The organism is Paraeggerthella sp. Marseille-Q4926, assembly GCF_916618935.1.
Taxonomy (GTDB): Bacteria; Actinomycetota; Coriobacteriia; order Coriobacteriales; family Eggerthellaceae; genus Paraeggerthella; species Paraeggerthella hominis.
Window position 1 is genome coordinate 475,113 of sequence record NZ_CAKAKF010000003.1, and the last position, 17,767, is coordinate 492,879.

The 17,767-nt window shown below is 61.7% G+C and carries 13 protein-coding genes; 5 read left to right on the top strand and 8 right to left on the bottom strand.

Annotated features, from left to right (window positions below; translation table 11 throughout):
• Positions 1 to 246 precede the first annotated feature (246 nt).
• Entirely contained in the window at positions 247 to 1,653 is a 1,407-nt protein-coding gene (locus tag LG373_RS07330) for a LuxR C-terminal-related transcriptional regulator (protein WP_225749422.1), read from the top strand.
• Between the two features lie 521 nt (positions 1,654 to 2,174).
• On the opposite strand, the gene nifJ is transcribed toward LG373_RS07330, so the two are convergent.
• The 5 genes from nifJ to LG373_RS07355 form a co-directional block, all read right to left on the bottom strand.
• A complete protein-coding gene (gene nifJ, locus LG373_RS07335) occupies positions 2,175 to 5,711 on the bottom strand; it encodes a pyruvate:ferredoxin (flavodoxin) oxidoreductase (protein WP_225749423.1) in 3,537 nt (1,178 codons plus the stop codon).
• Positions 5,712 to 6,050: 339 nt separating this feature from the next.
• Positions 6,051 to 6,902, bottom strand: a complete 852-nt coding sequence (locus tag LG373_RS07340) for an ABC transporter ATP-binding protein (RefSeq protein ID WP_114567163.1) — start codon at positions 6,900 to 6,902, stop codon at positions 6,051 to 6,053.
• A complete protein-coding gene (locus LG373_RS07345) occupies positions 6,899 to 8,926 on the bottom strand; it encodes a dipeptide/oligopeptide/nickel ABC transporter permease/ATP-binding protein (RefSeq protein ID WP_114567162.1) in 2,028 nt (675 codons plus the stop codon). Before LG373_RS07345 ends, LG373_RS07340 begins: the two co-directional genes overlap by 4 nt.
• Before the next feature lies 1 nt (position 8,927).
• Positions 8,928 to 9,884, bottom strand: a complete 957-nt coding sequence (locus LG373_RS07350) for an ABC transporter permease (protein ID WP_114567161.1) — start codon at positions 9,882 to 9,884, stop codon at positions 8,928 to 8,930.
• Positions 9,885 to 10,077: 193 nt separating this feature from the next.
• A complete protein-coding gene (locus LG373_RS07355) occupies positions 10,078 to 10,665 on the bottom strand; it encodes a very short patch repair endonuclease (protein WP_225749424.1) in 588 nt (195 codons plus the stop codon).
• Positions 10,666 to 10,835: 170 nt separating this feature from the next.
• On the opposite strand from LG373_RS07355, the gene LG373_RS07360 reads away from it, so the two are divergent.
• The 4 genes from LG373_RS07360 to LG373_RS07375 all read left to right on the top strand — a co-directional run bounded on the left by LG373_RS07360 (position 10,836) and on the right by LG373_RS07375 (position 15,196).
• Positions 10,836 to 12,443 (top strand): ABC transporter substrate-binding protein, encoded by a 1,608-nt coding sequence (locus tag LG373_RS07360; RefSeq protein WP_114567160.1) that lies wholly within the window; start codon positions 10,836 to 10,838, stop codon positions 12,441 to 12,443.
• A 178-nt stretch (positions 12,444 to 12,621) separates the two neighbouring features.
• Positions 12,622 to 13,566: a dihydrodipicolinate synthase family protein gene (locus LG373_RS07365; protein ID WP_114567159.1), complete on the top strand. Its 945-nt coding sequence runs from the start codon at positions 12,622 to 12,624 to the stop codon at positions 13,564 to 13,566.
• 8 nt (positions 13,567 to 13,574) lie between these two features.
• Complete coding sequence (locus LG373_RS07370; protein ID WP_114567158.1) at positions 13,575 to 14,525, top strand: ROK family protein; 951 nt, start codon at positions 13,575 to 13,577, stop codon at positions 14,523 to 14,525.
• Positions 14,525 to 15,196 carry an N-acetylmannosamine-6-phosphate 2-epimerase gene (locus LG373_RS07375; RefSeq protein WP_114567236.1) on the top strand — a complete coding sequence of 224 codons (672 nt, stop codon included), beginning with the start codon at positions 14,525 to 14,527 and terminating at the stop codon, positions 15,194 to 15,196. Before LG373_RS07370 ends, LG373_RS07375 begins: the two co-directional genes overlap by 1 nt.
• Positions 15,197 to 15,282: 86 nt before the next feature.
• Here the strand turns inward: LG373_RS07375 and LG373_RS07380 are convergent, their stop codons facing one another.
• Genes LG373_RS07380 through LG373_RS07390 form a run of 3 tightly spaced genes read right to left on the bottom strand, consistent with a single transcriptional unit; the run spans position 15,283 to position 17,696 of the window.
• The gene (locus LG373_RS07380; protein WP_114567157.1) at positions 15,283 to 15,897 is read right to left on the bottom strand and encodes an ATP-binding cassette domain-containing protein; all 615 of its coding nucleotides are present in this window, start codon (positions 15,895 to 15,897) and stop codon (positions 15,283 to 15,285) included.
• Positions 15,894 to 16,646 carry an ABC transporter permease gene (locus LG373_RS07385; protein WP_225749426.1) on the bottom strand — a complete coding sequence of 251 codons (753 nt, stop codon included), beginning with the start codon at positions 16,644 to 16,646 and terminating at the stop codon, positions 15,894 to 15,896. The genes LG373_RS07380 and LG373_RS07385 overlap by 4 nt, the downstream gene beginning before the upstream one ends.
• Positions 16,647 to 16,655: 9 nt before the next feature.
• Positions 16,656 to 17,696 carry an ABC transporter substrate-binding protein gene (locus LG373_RS07390; RefSeq protein ID WP_114567234.1) on the bottom strand — a complete coding sequence of 347 codons (1,041 nt, stop codon included), beginning with the start codon at positions 17,694 to 17,696 and terminating at the stop codon, positions 16,656 to 16,658.
• Between the last annotated feature and the right edge of the window lie 71 nt (positions 17,697 to 17,767).

Genomic DNA, 17,767 nt, shown 5'->3' on the forward strand with positions numbered 1-17,767 from the left:
CTTTCTCGTTCTTTGCTTTCGCACGGTCTCGCATCTGCTTGATGCTGGGCAAGACTTTACGTCGGAAGCAACGGAGGATCGTCACCCATCAGCTGCTTTAACCAGGGGAATTAACGCCTCCCCTTCTCCCCCTTCTTGCTGAAAACAGGGGGATTTCCAGCTCATGCGCGTATTGGAGGCTCTGCAGGCTCATGCAAGTCGGTATAATTGTCCGCACGTCTGGGGAGGCGTATAAAGGAGGGGCGCATGGAGGGCGAACAAAGAAAACTGTTGGGAATGCCGTTCTGTTTTGCGGGAATGGGAATTTTTCGCGCATGGACCGAAACCGTGTACGCCAACACTTCGATAGTGTTCCCCATTCAGGCAAACGCCTTCGCCGACTTCACCGCTTTCAACATGATTACCGCCATCACGCTCGTCGTCGTTGCGCTTGGCGCAAGCAGGATTGCACCTCTGTACGGCAAGTCATGGCCGGCTCCCGTTGCTGCCATCTGCCTCATCGCGTCAACATGCTGTAATTTTTATTCCATACTCGACCCCGGAACCAGTCAATACCTAGGTATCCCCGCCGTCATTGCGGGAGGAGTAGGCATAGCGTTTCTTATTTTGCTGTGGTCGGAGCTTTTCGGATGCCTGAACCCCTTGCGCGTAGCCCTCTACTACTCCGGAGGAATCGTTGTCGGATCGCTCATCCTTTGGCTTTTCAAGGGTTTGGCGCTGCCTTGGCTGTTCGTCTGCACCTGCCTTGTCCCAATGGTATCGCTCGCATGTCTCAAGCAGGCGTACTCCTACCTTCCTGACACCGAGCGGCCCCATGCCACCTGGGGATCGTTTTCGCTTCCCTGGAAGCCAATCGCCGTCGTTGCGCTTTATTCGTTCTCATACGGACTGTGCGAGCACGTATTCGAAGGACCGCTCGGCATCCATTCAGGATTGGGCTGCGTGTTTGCAGGCGTGCCCGTATACGCCTGCATCAGCTTGCGCCGCACGGCTTTCCAATTCTCCGCGCTTTGCAAGATAGCCTTGTTGCTTATTGTATTCTCGCTTGTTCCTTTCGGAGATTTCCTCCCGCGAGGAAGTTTCATTTCAAGCTTTTGCGCTCTTGGCAGCTACACGCTTTGCTTGATTGTAATCATGATCATTCTCAGCAACCTCGTCTACCGCTACGGCGTCAACGCACTATGGCTATTCGGGATCGAGCGAGCAGTGCGCCTTGTTTCCGTGCAAGCGGGAATCGGAACAAGAGATCTCACGAGCCTTGTTGCATCGCCTTTCGCAGTGGATGTTGCATTGGGCGTCGTGGTCACCTTGTCGGTAGTTTTCGCAACAAAGCTACTGCTTTCGGAAAAACAGCTCTCTTCGCCTTGGGGTGCCGTGCTCAAAGAAACCCTCGAAGACGACCAAAACATGCCAACCGAAAGAAATCGCCTGGGAATAAAGTGCCAAGAACTCGCGGAACGAGCGGCGCTCACGCAACGCGAAGAGGAGATTCTTCTGCTGCTTGCGCAAAGGAAGAAGCCTGCCGACATCGAACGCGAACTGTTCGTAGCGAACAGCACCGTAAAGACCCATGTGAAGCACATCTACCAGAAACTCGACGTGCATTCTCGCAAAGAGCTGTTCAACCTGCTGGGCATCGAAAACGCAGGGTAACGGGCTAGCGGGCAAACGACGCACGCCGCATCAAGCGACGGCTCCGAGATGCGCAGAGGGATCCGCGCGCGGAAGCGTTCGGAAGGCGCGCCTTCGCATTTGCCCGCGGGATAGTGGCGCTTCACAGTGAAAAGCCTTCGCCCCGCACCTCCCGCACCTGAAGTATTCGACCAAGAAGCTGCTCCTTTTGCGCCGAACCGCGCTCTTGACAGATCGACGCCAACATACACGTGATCCCTGACTGCTCGATTTTTACTCAAATGTTGCGTACGGACTCGCTCCCTCAAAAGCCGCATCTCCGTGAACTGGGCTAATAGAATGCAGCCCTTAGAGGGACGACGACAAGGAGGGCCTACGGCCCAAAAAACGCAACATTGCGCGTAAAATCGAGCAGAAGCACCGGCCGCTACGTCAAACATCTGCCGGCATCTTGCAAGCCGCTCGTAAAAAAGCCCTCGGCGCAATGCCGAGGGCTTTCAACTTTCAGGAACTCACCACCACGCTTGCATCCGCGCGTTCGCTTACGCCTCCGCGTACACGTCCTTGAGCTTGAGCAGGTGTTCGTAGCGCTCCAGAGCAGCCTTCTCGTTGCGCTCGAACAGCTCGGTCGCGCGCTCGGGGAACTCGCGCGTCAGGCGGCTGTAGCGTGCCTCGTTCATAAGGAACTCCTGGTAGCCGCCCGCGGGCTCCTTGGAATCCAGCACGAACTTCTTGCCCGCAGGAGCAGCCGGGTTGAAGCGGAACAGGTTCCAGTACCCGCAGTCGACCGCCTTCGCCATTTCGTCCTGGCAGTTGGCCATGCCGCCCTTGATGGAGTGCATCTCGCACGGCGAGTAGCCGATGATGAGCGACGGTCCCGGATACGCCTCGGCCTCGGCGATGGCCTTGATGGTCTGGGCCGGCTTCGCGCCCATGGCCACCTGCGCCACGTACACGTAGCCGTATGCCATAGCGATCTCGGTCAGGCTCTTCTTCTTGACGTCCTTGCCGGCGGCCGCGAACTGCGCAACCTGGCCGATGTTGGTAGCCTTGGAAGCCTGGCCGCCCGTGTTGGAGTACACCTCGGTATCAAACACGAACACGTTCACGTCCTCGCCGGAAGCCAGCACATGATCAAGGCCGCCGTAACCGATGTCGTACGCCCAGCCGTCGCCGCCGAAGATCCACACGGACTTCTTGGTCAGGTATTCGCTGTTCTCCAGGATGTCGGCGGCAATGTTGTTACCCTCGGCGATTTCCTGGAGCTTGGCCACATACGCAGCAGCCGCCTCCTTGCTTGCCTCGGCCTCGTTGCGCGCCTCAACCCAAGCTTGCGCCGCATCCTTCACGGCCTGATCAGCATCGGAGGCAAGCAGCTTCTCCGTGTCGGCCAGCAGCTTGTCGCGCACGGCCTCGTGACCCAACAGCATGCCCAAGCCATGCTCGGCGTTGTCCTCGAACAGCGAGTTCGACCATGCAGGACCATGACCGTCCTTGTTCATGGTGTACGGCGAGGTAGCTGCAGGACCGCCCCAGATAGACGAGCAGCCCGTCGCGTTCGCCACGTACATGCGATCGCCGAACAGCTGCGTGACCAGCTTCGCGTACGCCGTCTCGGCGCAGCCCGCGCAAGCGCCCGAGAACTCGAGCAGCGGCTGCTTGAACTGGCTGCCCTTGACCGTCGCATCGCCCAAAGCGGGCTTGTCGGACACCTGGTCGACGCAGTAGTTGAACACGTCTTGCTGAGCCAGCTCGGCTTCCTGGTCCACCATCTTGAGCGAATCGCTCGGGCACACGTTCGCGCACACGCTGCAGCCCATGCAGTCGAGCGGCGAAATGGCTAGCGTGTACTGCATGCCTGCGGCGGCCTTGCCCTTCGCCGGCACCAGCGTGATGGCGGACGGAGCAGCGGCGGCTTCCTCTTCGGTCAACGCGAACGGACGAATGGTGGCGTGCGGGCACACGAAGGCGCACTGGTTGCACTGGATGCAGCTTGCCGCGTCCCACGTGGGAACGCTCACGGCAACGCCGCGCTTCTCGTACGCAGCCGCACCCTGCTCGAACTGGCCGTCAGCATGTTCCACGAACGCGGACACGGGCAAACGGTCGCCGTCCATGCGGCCAACCGGCTCCATGATGTCGCGAACCATCTTGACCAGCCCAGGGCGGCCCTCAAGCTCGGCACCCTGGCCCTCGTCCTTCGCGTCAGCCCAGCTGGCCGGCACGTCCACGCGCACGAACGCCGTCGCGCCAGCATCGATAGCGCGATGGTTCATATCCACGACTTCCTGGCCCTTCTTCAGGTACGACTTCGTAGCCGCGTCCTTCATGTACTGAAGAGCCTCGTCCTGCGGGATGACGTTTGCCAGCGTGAAGAACGCCGACTGCAGGATGGTGTTCGTGCGCTTGCCCATGCCGATCTCGCGAGCAAGGTCGATGGCGTTGATGGTGTACAGCTTGATGTTGTTGTTGGCGATATAGCGCTTGGCCTCGGCGCTCAAGTGGTGCTCGAGCTCTTCCGGCGTCCACTGGCAGTTGATCATGAACGCACCACCGGGCTTCACGTCGTTGACCATGCGGAAGCCCTTGGTGACGTAAGACGGGTTGTGGCACGCCACGAAGTCCGCCTTGTTCACGTAGTACGTGCTCTTGATGGGAGAATCGCCGAAGCGCAGGTGGCTGATGGTCACGCCGCCCGTCTTCTTCGAGTCGTACTGGAAGTACGCCTGCACGTACTTGTCGGTGTGGTCGCCGATGATCTTGATGGAGTTCTTGTTCGCGCCCACCGTGCCGTCGCCGCCCAGACCCCAGAACTTGCACTCGATGGTGCCGGCCGCAGCGGTGTTGGGGCTGTTCGGATCCTCGGGCAAAGACAGGTTCGTCACGTCGTCGACGATGCCGACCGTGAACTCGCGCGCCGGCGCATCCTTCTCGAGCTCCGTGTAGATGGCGAACACCGAAGACGGCGGGGTATCCTTCGATGCCAGGCCATAGCGGCCGCCAACCACCGTAAGATCGGTGCGGCCCTCGTGCGCAAGCGCGTTCACCACGTCCATATACAACGGCTCGCCCAGGGAGCCCGGCTCCTTGGTACGGTCCATGACCGCGATCTTCTGCACGGTGGACGGCAGCGCCGCCATGAACTTCTCGGACACGAAGGGACGGTACAGGCGAACCTTCACCAGACCCACCTTCTGGCCGTTGGCGTTCAGGTAGTCGACAACCTCTTCCACCACGTCGCAGAACGAGCCCATGGCCACGATCACGCGGTCGGCGTCGGGAGCGCCGTAGTAGTTGAACAGCTGGTAATCGGTGCCCAGCTTGGCGTTGACCTGGTTCATGTAGTCCTCGACCACGGCAGGCAGCGCGTCGTACACGCCGTTGCACGCCTCGCGGTGCTGGAAGAAGATGTCGCCGTTCTCATGGCTGCCGCGCATGGCGGGACGCTCAGGGTTGAGCGCATGCTCGCGGAACGCGCGCACGGCGTCCATATCGCACATCTCGGCCAGATCGTCGAAATCCCACACGGCGATCTTCTGCACCTCGTGCGACGTGCGGAAACCGTCGAAGAAGTTGATGAAGGGGATGCGACCCTTGATGGCGGCCAGATGGGCGACGGCGGACAGGTCCATGACTTCCTGGACGTTGCTTTCGGCCAGCATGGCAAAACCGGTCTGGCGGCATGCCATGACGTCGGAGTGGTCGCCGAAGATGCTGAGCGCCTGGGTGGCCACGGTGCGCGCGCTTACGTGGAACACGGTCGGCAGCATCTCAGCGGCAATCTTATACATATTGGGGATCATGAGGAGCAGACCCTGAGAAGCCGTGTACGTGGTGGTCAGAGCACCCGCAGCAAGCGAGCCGTGAACCGCGCCTGCAGCGCCGCCCTCGGACTGCATCTCGCACACCTTGACAGTGGTGCCGAAGATGTTCTTCTTTCCTGCAGCGGACCACTGGTCCACCAGGTCGGCCATAGGGCTCGACGGGGTAATAGGATAGATGCCTGCGACCTCGGTAAACGCATAGGAGACGTACGCCGCGGCATTGTTGCCATCCATTGATTTGAATTCTCTCGTCATATTCCTCTCCTTTGAAGGGGATGTGGCCCGACCGGAAATTCGCACGGAGAACGCAAGCCCCCGTGTGACGCAATCGCACGCGCGGGCCCCGACCCTCTTCTCTCGCACAGAACTCTTCGCCTGATCCGACTATACAGCCCTCATAATACCAGTACGAATTCGCCTCGCAGCGCGGCGGACGCACCGGACGGCATGTCGCGGGCGCACTCGTCGGCAAACGGCCTGACTCGCGCGCAAGCAGCACCTGCAAAAAGAGAGCCCGCCTCCCTGAGGAGACGGGCTCGAACCAGCTTCATCGCGCATGCGTTCCGCAAGCAGCGCTTGCCAAGAACCGAGACGCTACTTGCCCAAATCGGGGTGCAGCAGCGAGGGCGCAGCCCCCAAGAGCAAGCGCGTGTAGTCGTCTTTCGGATGTTCGAACACCTCTTTGGCGGTGCCGTTTTCCACAGCCTCGCCCGCGTTCATCACGATGATGCGGTCGGAAATGTAGCGCACCGTCTGGATATCGTGGCTGATGAACACCATGGACAGGCCGAGCTCCTTCTTCAGGTCCATGAGCAGGTTCAGAATCTGTGCGCGCACGGACACGTCAAGGGCGCTCGTGGGCTCGTCGGCAATGATGGCGTCGGGCTTGAGCGACAGGGCGCGCGCAATAGCCACGCGCTGGCGCTGGCCGCCGGACAGCTGGCCCGGCAGCGCGTCGAGCACCGACCCCGGCAGGCCGACCATCTCGATCAGCTCGTTCACGCGAGCCTCGCGAGACGTCTTGTCGCCCACCTTGTGCACCACCAGCGGGTCAAGCAGCTGGTCGTGCACGCTCATGCGCGCGTTGAGCGCCGTGGCGGGGTCCTGGAAGACCACCGAGATCACGCGGCCGATCAAGCGGCGCTGGGCGGCGGAGCGCTTTGTAACGTCCTCGCCCTTGAAGAACACGCGGCCCTCCGTGGGCTGCTGCAAGCCGCACATCACGTTGGCCGTGGTGGACTTGCCGCAGCCGGACTCGCCCACGATGCCCAAGGTCTGACCCGGCATCAGCTTGAGGGTCAGGCCGCGGACGGCCTGCACCTTGTTCGGGTGCAGGATGGAGCCGGTGCGCGTCTTGAACGTCACGCGGATGTCGTCGAGGAAGATGATGGGCGTCTGCCCGTCGGCGGCGGAAGCGTTCGCCACGTTCGTTTCGAGTTCGCTCATAGCAGCACACCTCCGGGAACGTACGGTTTGATGCCAAGGCGCTTGAGTTCGCTGTCAGGCAGCTCGGCGTAGTAATGATCGGTGCTTTCGACGCGCTTGAGCACGGGACGCAGCTGCGACACCTTGTCGGGATGGCTCGAACGCGGCGTGAAGCGGTCGCCCTGAGGGAAGTCCTTCGGGCTGGGAACGCTGCCGGGAACCTGGTGCAGGCGGTCGCCGCCGGCTTCGATGGAAAGCACCGAGCCCAGCAGTCCGCGCGTGTACTCGTGCACGGGGTGGCACAGGATGTCCGACACCGGACCCTGCTCGACCACCTGACCGGCGTACATAACCGTGATGGAGTTCGCCACTTCGGCGACAAGCGCCAGGTCGTGGCTGACGAACACCATGGCGAAGCCCAGTTCCTTCTGCAGCTTGTTCAAAAGGTCGATGACCTGCTTCTGCACGGTCACATCAAGAGCCGTAGTGGGCTCGTCGGCGATGATGACCTTCGGGTCGCGCGTGAGCGCCATGGCGATGAGCACGCGCTGACGCTGGCCGCCCGACAGCTCGTGCGGATAGGAGTCGAGCGTGCGCTTCGGGTCAAGGCCCACCAGCTCCAGCAGCTCCTCGGCGCTACGGGTGCCGCCGCGCTTGGTCAGCTGCTTCATCTGAGCCCTGATCAGCATGGACGGGTTGAGCGAAGACAGCGCGTCCTGGTAGATCATGGCGATTTCGCGGCCGCGCAGAGCGTTCATCTGCTTCTGGTCCATGGCCAGCAGGTTCTGACCGTCGTACAGGATCTCGCCCGTGACGGTTGCCTTCGGATCGAGCAGGCCCATGATGGTCAGCGACGTAATGGACTTGCCGCAGCCGGACTCGCCCACCAAGCCCATGGTCTGGCGCGGGCGCACCACGAAACTCACGTGGTCCACCACGTTCACGTCGCCGTGACGCGGGAACTTGATGCACAGGTCCTTGACTTCCAAAATAGGCGGCACATCGGTGCGAGCCTCAAAGCGATCGGTGCGCGTCTTCTCGATGGTCTGCAGCTGCATCAGGCGCTTCTCCAGCATGTCGGCCTGAGCGGCGTACGCCAGCGTGGGGTCGGCAACCATCTTGTCGGCTTCGCGCTCGGCCAGCACGGCGGAGTCGTCAGCCTTGACCGGAGCCTTGGGAGCGGCGGCCATGGCGTCGGTGATGCCCTCGGACAGGATGTTCAGGCACAGAACCGTGATCATGATGGCAAGACCCGGGAACAGCGCCTGCCACCAACGACCGGACAGCACGCCGTTGCGGGCGTCAGCCAAAATGTTGCCCCAGGTGGGAGTAGGCTCGGGGATGCCGGCCGAGATAAAGGACAGCGACGCCTCGAACACGATCGCGTCGGCCACCAGCACGATGGTGAACACCATGACCGGGGCGATGCAGTTGCGCACAACGTGCTTGACCAGGATCCACGGGGCACGAGCGCCGCTTACGACGACGGCGCGGACGTAATCTTGGTTGTACTCCGAAACCACGTTCGCGCGCACGATGCGGGCGATCTGGGGAATGTACAGAAAGCCGATGGCGAAGATCAGCGTTGCCAGCGAGTTGCCGAACGCGATGACGAACGTGGCGGCCAAGGCGATGCCCGGAAACGACATGATGACGTCGAGCACGCGCATGATGACTTCGCTGACCCACTTGCGGGACACGGCGGCGATAGCGCCGATGATCGAGCCGCACACAAGCGCAAAGCCCGTAGCGCCGATGCCGATGATGAGCGAGTAACGCGCACCGTACATCATGCGCGACAAAACGTCGCGGCCCTTGTCGTCGGTACCGAACAGGAACTGCGCATCAGGAGCCTGGCGCGCCGTGAAGATAGCCAGCGGATCATGCGGGGCAACGATATTCGCAAACGCGGCGATCATAACGACCAGCACCAGCACCACAAGCGAGATGCGCGAGCCGATGCCCATGGCCTTCCAGCGACGGAAGCGAACCTTGCCCGGGTTGGCCTCCATTTTCTTCGTAAGGTTTCCTCGTAACTGAACCATGCTACACCGTCCTGATTCGCGGATCGATCAGGATATAAAGCATATCCACGATGATGTTGATAACGATGAAGGTGATGGCCACCACCAGCACGACGCCCTGAACCAGCAAAACGTAGCTGTTCTGGATGCCCGAAAGAATGGCCATGCCCATGCCGGGGAGATTGAAGATAACCTCGATGACCACGGCGCCGCCGATCAGGTAGCCGATGCGCAGGCCCAGAACCGTAACCGGCGTGATGAGCGCGTTGCGCAAGACGTTGCGCGCTACGACGACGCTCTTCGGAATGCCAGCGCCCAGCGCCGTGCGCACGTAGTCCTTGTCCAGCTCCTCGACCATCGACGTGCGGATAACGCGCGTCAGCTGGCCGGTAACGGGGACCGCCAACGCGATGGCCGGCATGGCCATGCGAGCGAGCCACCCTGCCGGATCCTGCGATATCGTAGGCAGCGGACCCGACGCCGGCAGCAGGTGCAGCATCGAAGAGAACAGCAGGATCATGAGCACTGCAAGCCAGAACGAAGGCGTTGCGATGCAGGCGATCGAGAAGACGCGGATGATCTGGTCGGGCCATCGATCGCGGTACAGCGCTGAAACAACGCCCAATATCACCGCGAAAAAGACCGCTATGATCAGACCGAGGAACGTCAGCTGCAACGTGACCGGCAGCGCTTCGGCGATACGGTCGGATACGGCTGCCTTGTTAGCACCGTACGTTCCCATGTCCCCCTGGAACAGGCCGGCCATATAGTTTCCATACTGTACGAGCACCGGATCGTTCAACCCGTGCTCCTCGCGGTACTGCTCGGCTTGCGCCTCGGTGGCGTTCTCGCCCAAGACCGAATAAGCTTGGTCAATAGGAGACAGCGCCATAATGAAGAACACGAGAATGGTCACGCCGAAGATCATGATCGGCAGCGCTATCAGGCGCCTTCCGATCAGTCGTAGCAGGTTGCTCACCGCGTCCTCCTTTCGTTTTACGGCTCTTACGCTTTGACAATTACTGGCTTTGTGCGCGGGCCGTTTTCAGCCGAATGCGGCCCGCGCACAAACATCCATTAGGCATTCTATATGAATCTTGGGTATAGCTGCACAAGAAATATGTGGTCAGATTGTCGGAAAACGGAGTGTTTTTTGTAATCTTTGGACGCGCTTAGGCGCCATCGGACTTGAGCGGCTTGCCCAGCTCTTCCGCCAGCACGGGCAGCAGCGCGGCAAACGTGGCGTCGATTTCCTTTTTCTTGAGCTGGCATTCCCAGATGACGTGCACGGTCCAGCCCATCTGCTCAAGCGCCGCGCGGCTTCGCTCGTCCCGCTCCACGTTGCGCTGGAACTTCACCACCCAGTACTCCACGTTGCTTTTGGGCATGGACGGCTTGCATCGCGGGCAGCGATGCCAAAAACACCCGTTAACAAATATAGCTATGCGCTTGCCCGGCCACGCGATGTCCGGATGCCCGGGAACCTTCCATTGCAGACGGTAGCCCGTCAACCCCGCAGCGCGCAAGCGCTGGCGAACGAGCAGCTCCGGCTTCGTGTTGCTTCGCCGGTTTCCCAACATGGACTTGCGCACGTTCTCGTTCGTAGCCGGAGGGGCTTTCAGGCGCGCGGGAGCGGGAAGCGCAGGGCGCGAAAGCATGCGCACCGCCATCGCAAAGCCTTCTGCGGGCATCTCGTCGTTTGTTGCATACGCGTTACTTTTATGGAGAGTGGAGTTCATGGAGCGCATGATACCACTCATATTCCCTGATCGTTCACTAGCAATAACAAACCTGTCCGCAACTTCAAAAGCACAAGTCCTTTATTTTCTGTAGGTTTTCCCCGATAATGGGCACTGCTGTTGTGCGCGTGCCCAATCACGCGCGTGCAATCGAGGCGCGGATGCCTCGAAACCGAAATGGAGGGAAACCAATGGAACAGCATAAGAATGCATCTTTGTCCCGCCGCACGTTCCTGGCGGGCAGCGCTGTCGCAGCAGCGGCAGCAGGCCTCAGCCTGTACGGCTGCGGCGGCGGCAACGCCGAAACGCCGGCCGAAGGCACTGGCACCGACGCCGGCGCTGCGGTCAAGGGCGGTCAGCTGACGGGTGCTTGCGCCTACAGCTCCACCAACGTCAACCCGATTGGCAACAGCTCCGCTCTCATGCTGGGCGCCACGTGGCACGTGTTCGAGGGCCTGTACGACCTCGACCTGCACACGTACAAGACCTACAACGCGCTGGCCGCCGCCAAGCCGACGAAGGTCTCCGACACCGAGTACGAGGTCGCCCTGCGTGACGGCGCCAAGTTCTCCGACGGCACCGACGTGACCGCCGCCGACGTGGTGAACGCGTTCGAGAAGAACATGGCCGACGCCACCTACGGCGCCTTCCTGTCGTTCATCTCCGCCGTTGCCGCGAAGGACGACAAGACCATCGCCTTCACGCTGAAGTACCCCTTCGAGAGCCTGCTCGAAGGCCGTCTGAGCGTGGTCAAGGTCTTCCCCGCCGCCCTGTCCGAGGACGACCTGAAGACCAAGCCGATCGGCTCCGGCCCGTGGGCGTACGCCAGCATCAACGGCGACGACGGTGGTGCGATCGAGTTCGTTCCCAACGAGCACTACAACGGCTCGCTGCCGGCCACGGCCGACTCCATGCACTGGGACGTCCTGCTTGACGATACCTCCCGCACCACCGCGCTGCAGGAGGCCACGGTTCAGGTTATGGAGAACGTTCCCGACGCCAACGCCGACCAGCTGGTGGGCGCTGGCGCGACGGTCGAGTACATCCAGGGCTTCAACCAGCCGTTCTTCATGTTCAACACGCTGAAGGAGCCGTTCAACGATCCTCGCGTGCGCCAGGCGTTCTTCTACGCTATCGACACGAACAAGCTCATCGCCAACGCGATGGACGGCCACGCATCCGCTGTCACCGGCTTTTTGCCCAAGGAGCATCCGAACTATCATCAGGCTTCCACGGTGTACACCTATGACCCGGAGAAGGCCAAGAGCCTGCTCGCCGAGGCTGGCGTGACCGACCTCAAGTTCGAGCTCATGACCAACAACAACTGGGTGAAGAACCTGGCTGCTCAGGTCAAGAACGACCTGGACGCCATCGGCCTGAACTGCACCATCAACGAGACGAAGATCGACTGGGCGTCCCTTGCCGAGTCCGACAGCATCCTCCCCTACGACGTCATGCTGACCCCGGGCGACCCGACCTGCTTCGGCAACGACCCCGACCTGCTGATGTCCTGGTGGTACGGCGACAACGTGTGGACCCAGGGCCGCACCTGCTGGAAGAAGGCTGGCGACGGCAAGTTCGAGGAGCTGCAGACCATGATGCAGCAGGCTCGCGAGGCCACCGGCAAGGACCAGCAGGAAATCTGGAACAAGTGCTTCGATCTGCTGTCCGAGCAGGTTCCGCTGTACCCGCTGTTCCATCGCGCACTGGCGACCGGCTACCAGTCCGCCACGATCACCGGCTTCCAGCCGATCGCGACGACCGGCCTGGTCTTCCTGGGCGCAAGCGCCAAGGCGTAAGCAAGCGCTTCGCACCATACCAAGCACCGCACAGGCCCGCTTCCACAAGGAGGCGGGCCTTCTTGTTGCAACAAGGCGATTTTCCTGTGGCAACCAACCCTTGTTCGTTGACGTGCCTACAAGAGCGGTCTATTCTTTTACCGTTTGCATACAGACACGGAAAAGAGGCTTTAAACCCATGACTGATTCACCGTTTCGCGGCGTAATCCCCCCGGTCGTCATCCCGCTGACCGAGAAGCGACAGCTCGACCTGGAAGCGCTTGAGCGCTCCATCAACCGCATGATCGAGGCAGGCGTCGACGGCCTGTTCTTCTTGGGATCCTCGGGCGAGGTCGCCTTCCTGACCGACGCGCAGCGCTACCACGTGCTGCAGGAAGCCGTGGCCATGGTGCACGGCCGCGTGCCGGTGCTGGCGGGCATCATCGACATGGAAACCCTGCGCGTGGTCGACCAGGCCAAGCGCGCCGCCGGCTACGGCGTCGATGCGCTGGTTGCCACCGCTCCCTTCTACGCGCTGGGCGGCCCGAAGGAAGTCGAGCGTCACTTCCGCGCCATCCGCGAGCAGACCGATCTGCCGCTGTTCGCCTACGACCTGCCCGTATGCGTGCACACCAAGCTCGATCCCACGATGCTTGTGCGCTTGGGCACCGACGGCGTGCTGCAGGGCGTCAAGGACTCCTCCGGCGACGACGTGTCGTTCCGCTGGCTGTGCCTCGAGAACGAGGACGCCGGCCATCCGCTGCAGCTGCTGACCGGCCACGAGGTCTGCGTCGACGGCGCGTACCTGGCCGGCGCCGACGGATCGGTGCCGGGCCTGGCGAACCTCGACCCGGTAAGCTACGTCGAGCAGTGGCGCGCCGCTCAGGCTGGCGACTGGAACCGCGTGAAGGAGCTGCAGGATCACCTGGCTCGCCTCATGTTCCTGACCCGTCAGGTGAAGGCCACCGTGGGCTTCGGTGCCGGCGTGGGCGCGTTCAAGACGGCTTTGTGGCAGATGGAAGTATTCAACACGAACCAGATGCGCGAGCCCGTCCAGCCCCTGGAAGGCGAAGACGTGGAGACCATCGTCAACGTGCTCAAGCGCGCCGGCCTTATGGACGGCGACGCGCCCGTGCGCAAATAGGCTGCTGCATGAACGTCGAGTATCCGTGCACCGTAGCCGTCGTCGACGTCGGCGGCACGAAAATGGCAGGGGCGCTTGCACATTACAGCTCCCCTGCCGCCGAACCCGTCATCGAAAGACGCCGCAGCGTGCCAACGAACGCGGCCCGCGGAGGCGTCGCGGTGCTCGACACGCTCTGCGACCTGGTCGGCGATGTGCTGGCCAGCGCCGCAGGGCCCGTTGCGGGCATTGGCGTGGGCACGGCCGGATGCGTGGATGCGCACACCGGATCCATCGCTTACGCCAACGAGCTTATGCCCGGCTGGACCGGACAGCCCGTCGCCGACCGCCTTGCGCACGCTCACGGTCTTCCCACGGCGGTCCTCAACGATGTGAAAGCGCACGCCTTGGGCGAAGCGCGTTGGGGGGCGGCCCGGGGAGCCCAAACCTGCTTGGTGGTTGCCGCAGGAACCGGCTTGGGCGGCGGCATCGTCGCTCATGGGCGCGTGCTGCTGGGCGCCCACGGATTCGCCGGCGAACTGGGACGCACCCCCTGCCCCGACGCTTCGGGCGAGCCACGTACCTGCGGAAACGCCAGCGATTTGGAATCGATTGCCGCTGGCAGCGGCATCGAGCGCCGCTATGCAGCTGCGGGAGGAGACCCCGTGACCGGCGGCGAGATCGCGCAGCGCGCCTTGCAGGGAGAAGAGCTTGCCCGCCGCATCATCGAAGAAGCGGGTTCGGCCTTGGGAGAAGCTATCGCCACCTGGACGGACCTGCTCGACCCCGAGCTGGTGGTGCTTTCGGGGTCGGTCTGCAACGCCGGGCCCGCGTGGCGCGCCGCCGTGCAAGCGGCGTTCGAGCGACAGGCCCCCGCCGTGATGCATGCCTTGCCCATCGTTGACGCAACGCTCAAAGACAACGCGCCCCTTATCGGGGCGGCCGAGTACCTGCTGGACACCTTGAAAGGACGTTTGTGATCAATCCGCTTATCGAATCGCTTCGCGGCAAGCTCATCGTAAGCTGCCAGGCATATATGGGCGAGCCTATGCGCCACCCCGAAACCATGGCCCAGATCGCCCGCGCCGCCGAACTGGGCGGTGCGGCCGCTATCCGCTGCCAGGGCCTGTCCGACATCGCGGCTATCAAGGGACGAGTCGAGATCCCCGTGATCGGCCTGTGGAAAGAGGGGCACGAAGGCGTCTACATCACGCCCACGTTGCGCCATGCGCGCGCCTGCATAAGCGCCGGATCCGACGTGGTTGCCCTTGACGCAACCGATCGACCGCGCCCCGACGGCCGCACGTTCAAGGAAACCGTCGAAGCCCTGCGCGGGGAAACGCTGGTCATGGCCGACTGCTCCTGCATGGCAGACGTCCATCGCGCGCTCGAAGCGGGCTGTGACATCGTATCCACCACGCTTGCCGGATACGTGCCGGGAGGCCTCGCGAAAACCGACGGCCCCGATCTGGACTTCCTGAAGGAAGCCGTTGCCGCGGCAGGCGACGTGCCGGTGTTCTGCGAAGGCCGCATCCACACCACCGACGACGCGAAGGCAGCCATGGACGCCGGAGCGTTCGCCATCGTCGTCGGGACCGCCATCACGCACCCGACAAGCATCACCACCTGGTTCGCGAACGCAATCGCGTAAACCGCTTAACGAAATGGGGAGCACGGCAACGGCCCTGCTCCCCATTTCGTTTCACTCCCCCTTCACCGCTTTCTTCCCGTTTCGTTTCACCCTCGCCTTCGCAAGGCTCCGGAAGACATGGTCCATACGTAAGGGGATTCGAAGTACGCCTGATCAGCCGGATCATGCGTCACCCAAAGCACGGTCTTTGCTTCGAGCAAGGGTTCGAGAACTTCCATAACGCGGCGCTTCGTTTCGCCGTCAAGGCCCTTAAGGGGCTCGTCGAACACGATAACGCTGCTTGGCGCCATGACGGCTCGCAGCAAAGCGACCCGTCTTTTCATGCCGCCCGAAAGCGCATGCACCGGACGTCCAGCCAATCCGGCCAAGCCCACCTTGTCCAGCAAACGTTCCATATCGAAACGCAGCACCTCCCGCGCCTGCGGATCAAGCCGTCCGTGCGGCAAGCGTATGTTCGCGGAAATGCTGAGGTTTTCACAGAGCCTGTCCTCTTGGAACACGGCAACGCATCGAGCATCGTCCGCCTTCTCGACAAGCCCTTGATCGGGTTGCTCAAGCCCAAGCACCAACCTGAGAAAGGTGGTTTTCCCGCACCCCGACGGCCCTAGAATACAGTGAACCGCACCGTCTTGAAGATCCGCCGAAAATCCTTGCATGACAACGGTGTTCCCATAGGACTTCGTCACGTCGACAAACCTCATCGCATCTCCTCCACCTTCGCCACGGCCTGTGCAAGCAGCTTCGCGAACGACCGCTCGAACACCAGGCTGATGAGGACGATGACAACCGTCCATGCGAACAGATCAGGGGTGTTCAGGTAGACTTTCGCATCGTAGAGACGCTCGCCGATGGAGAAACTGGGAAGCCCGATGACCTCTGCGGCAATACCCGCCTTCCAGCACATGCCAAGAGCAAGCGAGCTTGCTGCCTGAAAGTACGGCAGCACTTGAGAGCAGTACAGGTAGCGCAACCGTGCAAGAGGGCTTAGGTCAAACACCTGGGCCATTTCCAAAAGCTGCGGATCAACCTGCCGGATACCCTCCAGAACATTAGCGTACACCAGGGGAAACACCATCAGAAACGAGATAACGATCGACAGGTTGGCAGATGACACCCAAATGAGCACCAGGATGACGAACGAAGCCACAGGCACGGCCTTGACGGCCTGCACAAGCGGCGCCAGCAAGCGACGCACCCACTGAAAGCGGGAGGACAGCGCCGCCAGCAAGGTGCCCAGCACCATAGCCAGCAAAAACCCTACGGCAATACGAGAAAGGGATACGGCTATCGAGCCCCAGAAATCCACGGTCTGCACCAGCTCCGCCAAACGCATGGCAACAGCCACAGGAGACACTAACAGCACCTCCTGGGCTATCGCCATGCTGGCAACTTGCCACACGATCAGCCAAAACGCCACCGGGAATACGATACCGAGCGCTTTGCCCGTCACGTAAGCCCCTTACGCCCCGTAGTAGAAGTCGTCAGCGGGAAGCGAGCCGCCAACCGACTGGGGGTTTTGCTGGGACAGCACGTTCAGGTAGCCGGACAGCTTGTCCTTCATGTCGGAGCCGCTCAAAAACACGATGTTGCACCCCGGCAAAGCCTTCTTCGCAACGCCCTCGGGGACGATGTCGTACGATCCCACCAAAGCGGCGGCCTGGTCGACGTTGGCGTTGACGAAATCAACCGACTCGCGGTAATGCTCCATGAACGCCTGCACCGCCTGGGGGTTCTCCTCGATGAACGACGCACGCGCAACCGCTACGCCGGTTACCAGCGCGCTCGGGGCGCTTGCATCTTTTTGCAGCGCGTCCCATTCCTTGGTCAGGTCAAGCGCAACGCGAATGTCGGCGTTCTTCGCCTGGGCCGCCGCCACAAAGGGCTGGGGAAGCATGGCGATAGCATCGGGGTTCTGAGCCATAGCTGCGATGCATTCGGCATGCTCGCTCTTCCATTCGATGGTCACATCTTGACCAGGCACAAGCCCATTGCTTTCCAGGATATAGGAAAGAGCGTACTCCGGCGTTGCGCCCTTGCCCGCGGCGTAAATGGTCTTGCCCTTCAGATCGGCTGCGGTCTGCACGGAGTTTCCGGTTTCGCAGATGTACAGGATGCCCAGCGTATTGATGGCCAGAACTCGCACCTCGCCGTTGGTGTTGTTGTACAGAACCGATGCCAGGTTCGCGGGCACGGCTGCGATGTCGACCTCGCCCTTGGCTATCTTGGGAACTACCTCGTCAACCGACGCAGCGATATCGAACGAATAGTTGTTGTCGGTCGCCTCGCTTTTGTCAACCTGGTCCATGAACTTCACCAAGCCCATAGCCGTGGGGCCCTTCAGCGCAACCGCGCGCACGTCAACCGGAGCAGCTGCTTCCGCAGAAGCGCCTTCTTCGGTTCCCGCCGAGGGCGCGGAGGCGCCGCCCGAAGCGCAGCTTGCCAGCATAAAGGCGCTCAGGGCCATAGCGGCCGCAAACGCCCAAACCTTCTTCAGTACCATGAAAACCTCTTTCTCTTGTTTTTCCGATTCGAAAGCGCCTATGGAATCACCTGAACGACCGCGCGCCAAGG

Coding starts and splice junctions, on each gene's coding strand:
- LG373_RS07330 (WP_225749422.1), top strand. CDS start 247: ATGGAGGGCGAACAAAGAAAACTGTTGGGAATGCCGTTCTGTTTTGCG.
- nifJ (WP_225749423.1), bottom strand. CDS start 5,711: ATGACGAGAGAATTCAAATCAATGGATGGCAACAATGCCGCGGCGTAC.
- LG373_RS07340 (WP_114567163.1), bottom strand. CDS start 6,902: ATGAGCGAACTCGAAACGAACGTGGCGAACGCTTCCGCCGCCGACGGG.
- LG373_RS07345 (WP_114567162.1), bottom strand. CDS start 8,926: ATGGTTCAGTTACGAGGAAACCTTACGAAGAAAATGGAGGCCAACCCG.
- LG373_RS07355 (WP_225749424.1), bottom strand. CDS start 10,665: ATGAGTGGTATCATGCGCTCCATGAACTCCACTCTCCATAAAAGTAAC.
- LG373_RS07360 (WP_114567160.1), top strand. CDS start 10,836: ATGGAACAGCATAAGAATGCATCTTTGTCCCGCCGCACGTTCCTGGCG.
- LG373_RS07365 (WP_114567159.1), top strand. CDS start 12,622: ATGACTGATTCACCGTTTCGCGGCGTAATCCCCCCGGTCGTCATCCCG.
- LG373_RS07370 (WP_114567158.1), top strand. CDS start 13,575: ATGAACGTCGAGTATCCGTGCACCGTAGCCGTCGTCGACGTCGGCGGC.
- LG373_RS07380 (WP_114567157.1), bottom strand. CDS start 15,897: ATGAGGTTTGTCGACGTGACGAAGTCCTATGGGAACACCGTTGTCATG.
- LG373_RS07390 (WP_114567234.1), bottom strand. CDS start 17,696: ATGGTACTGAAGAAGGTTTGGGCGTTTGCGGCCGCTATGGCCCTGAGC.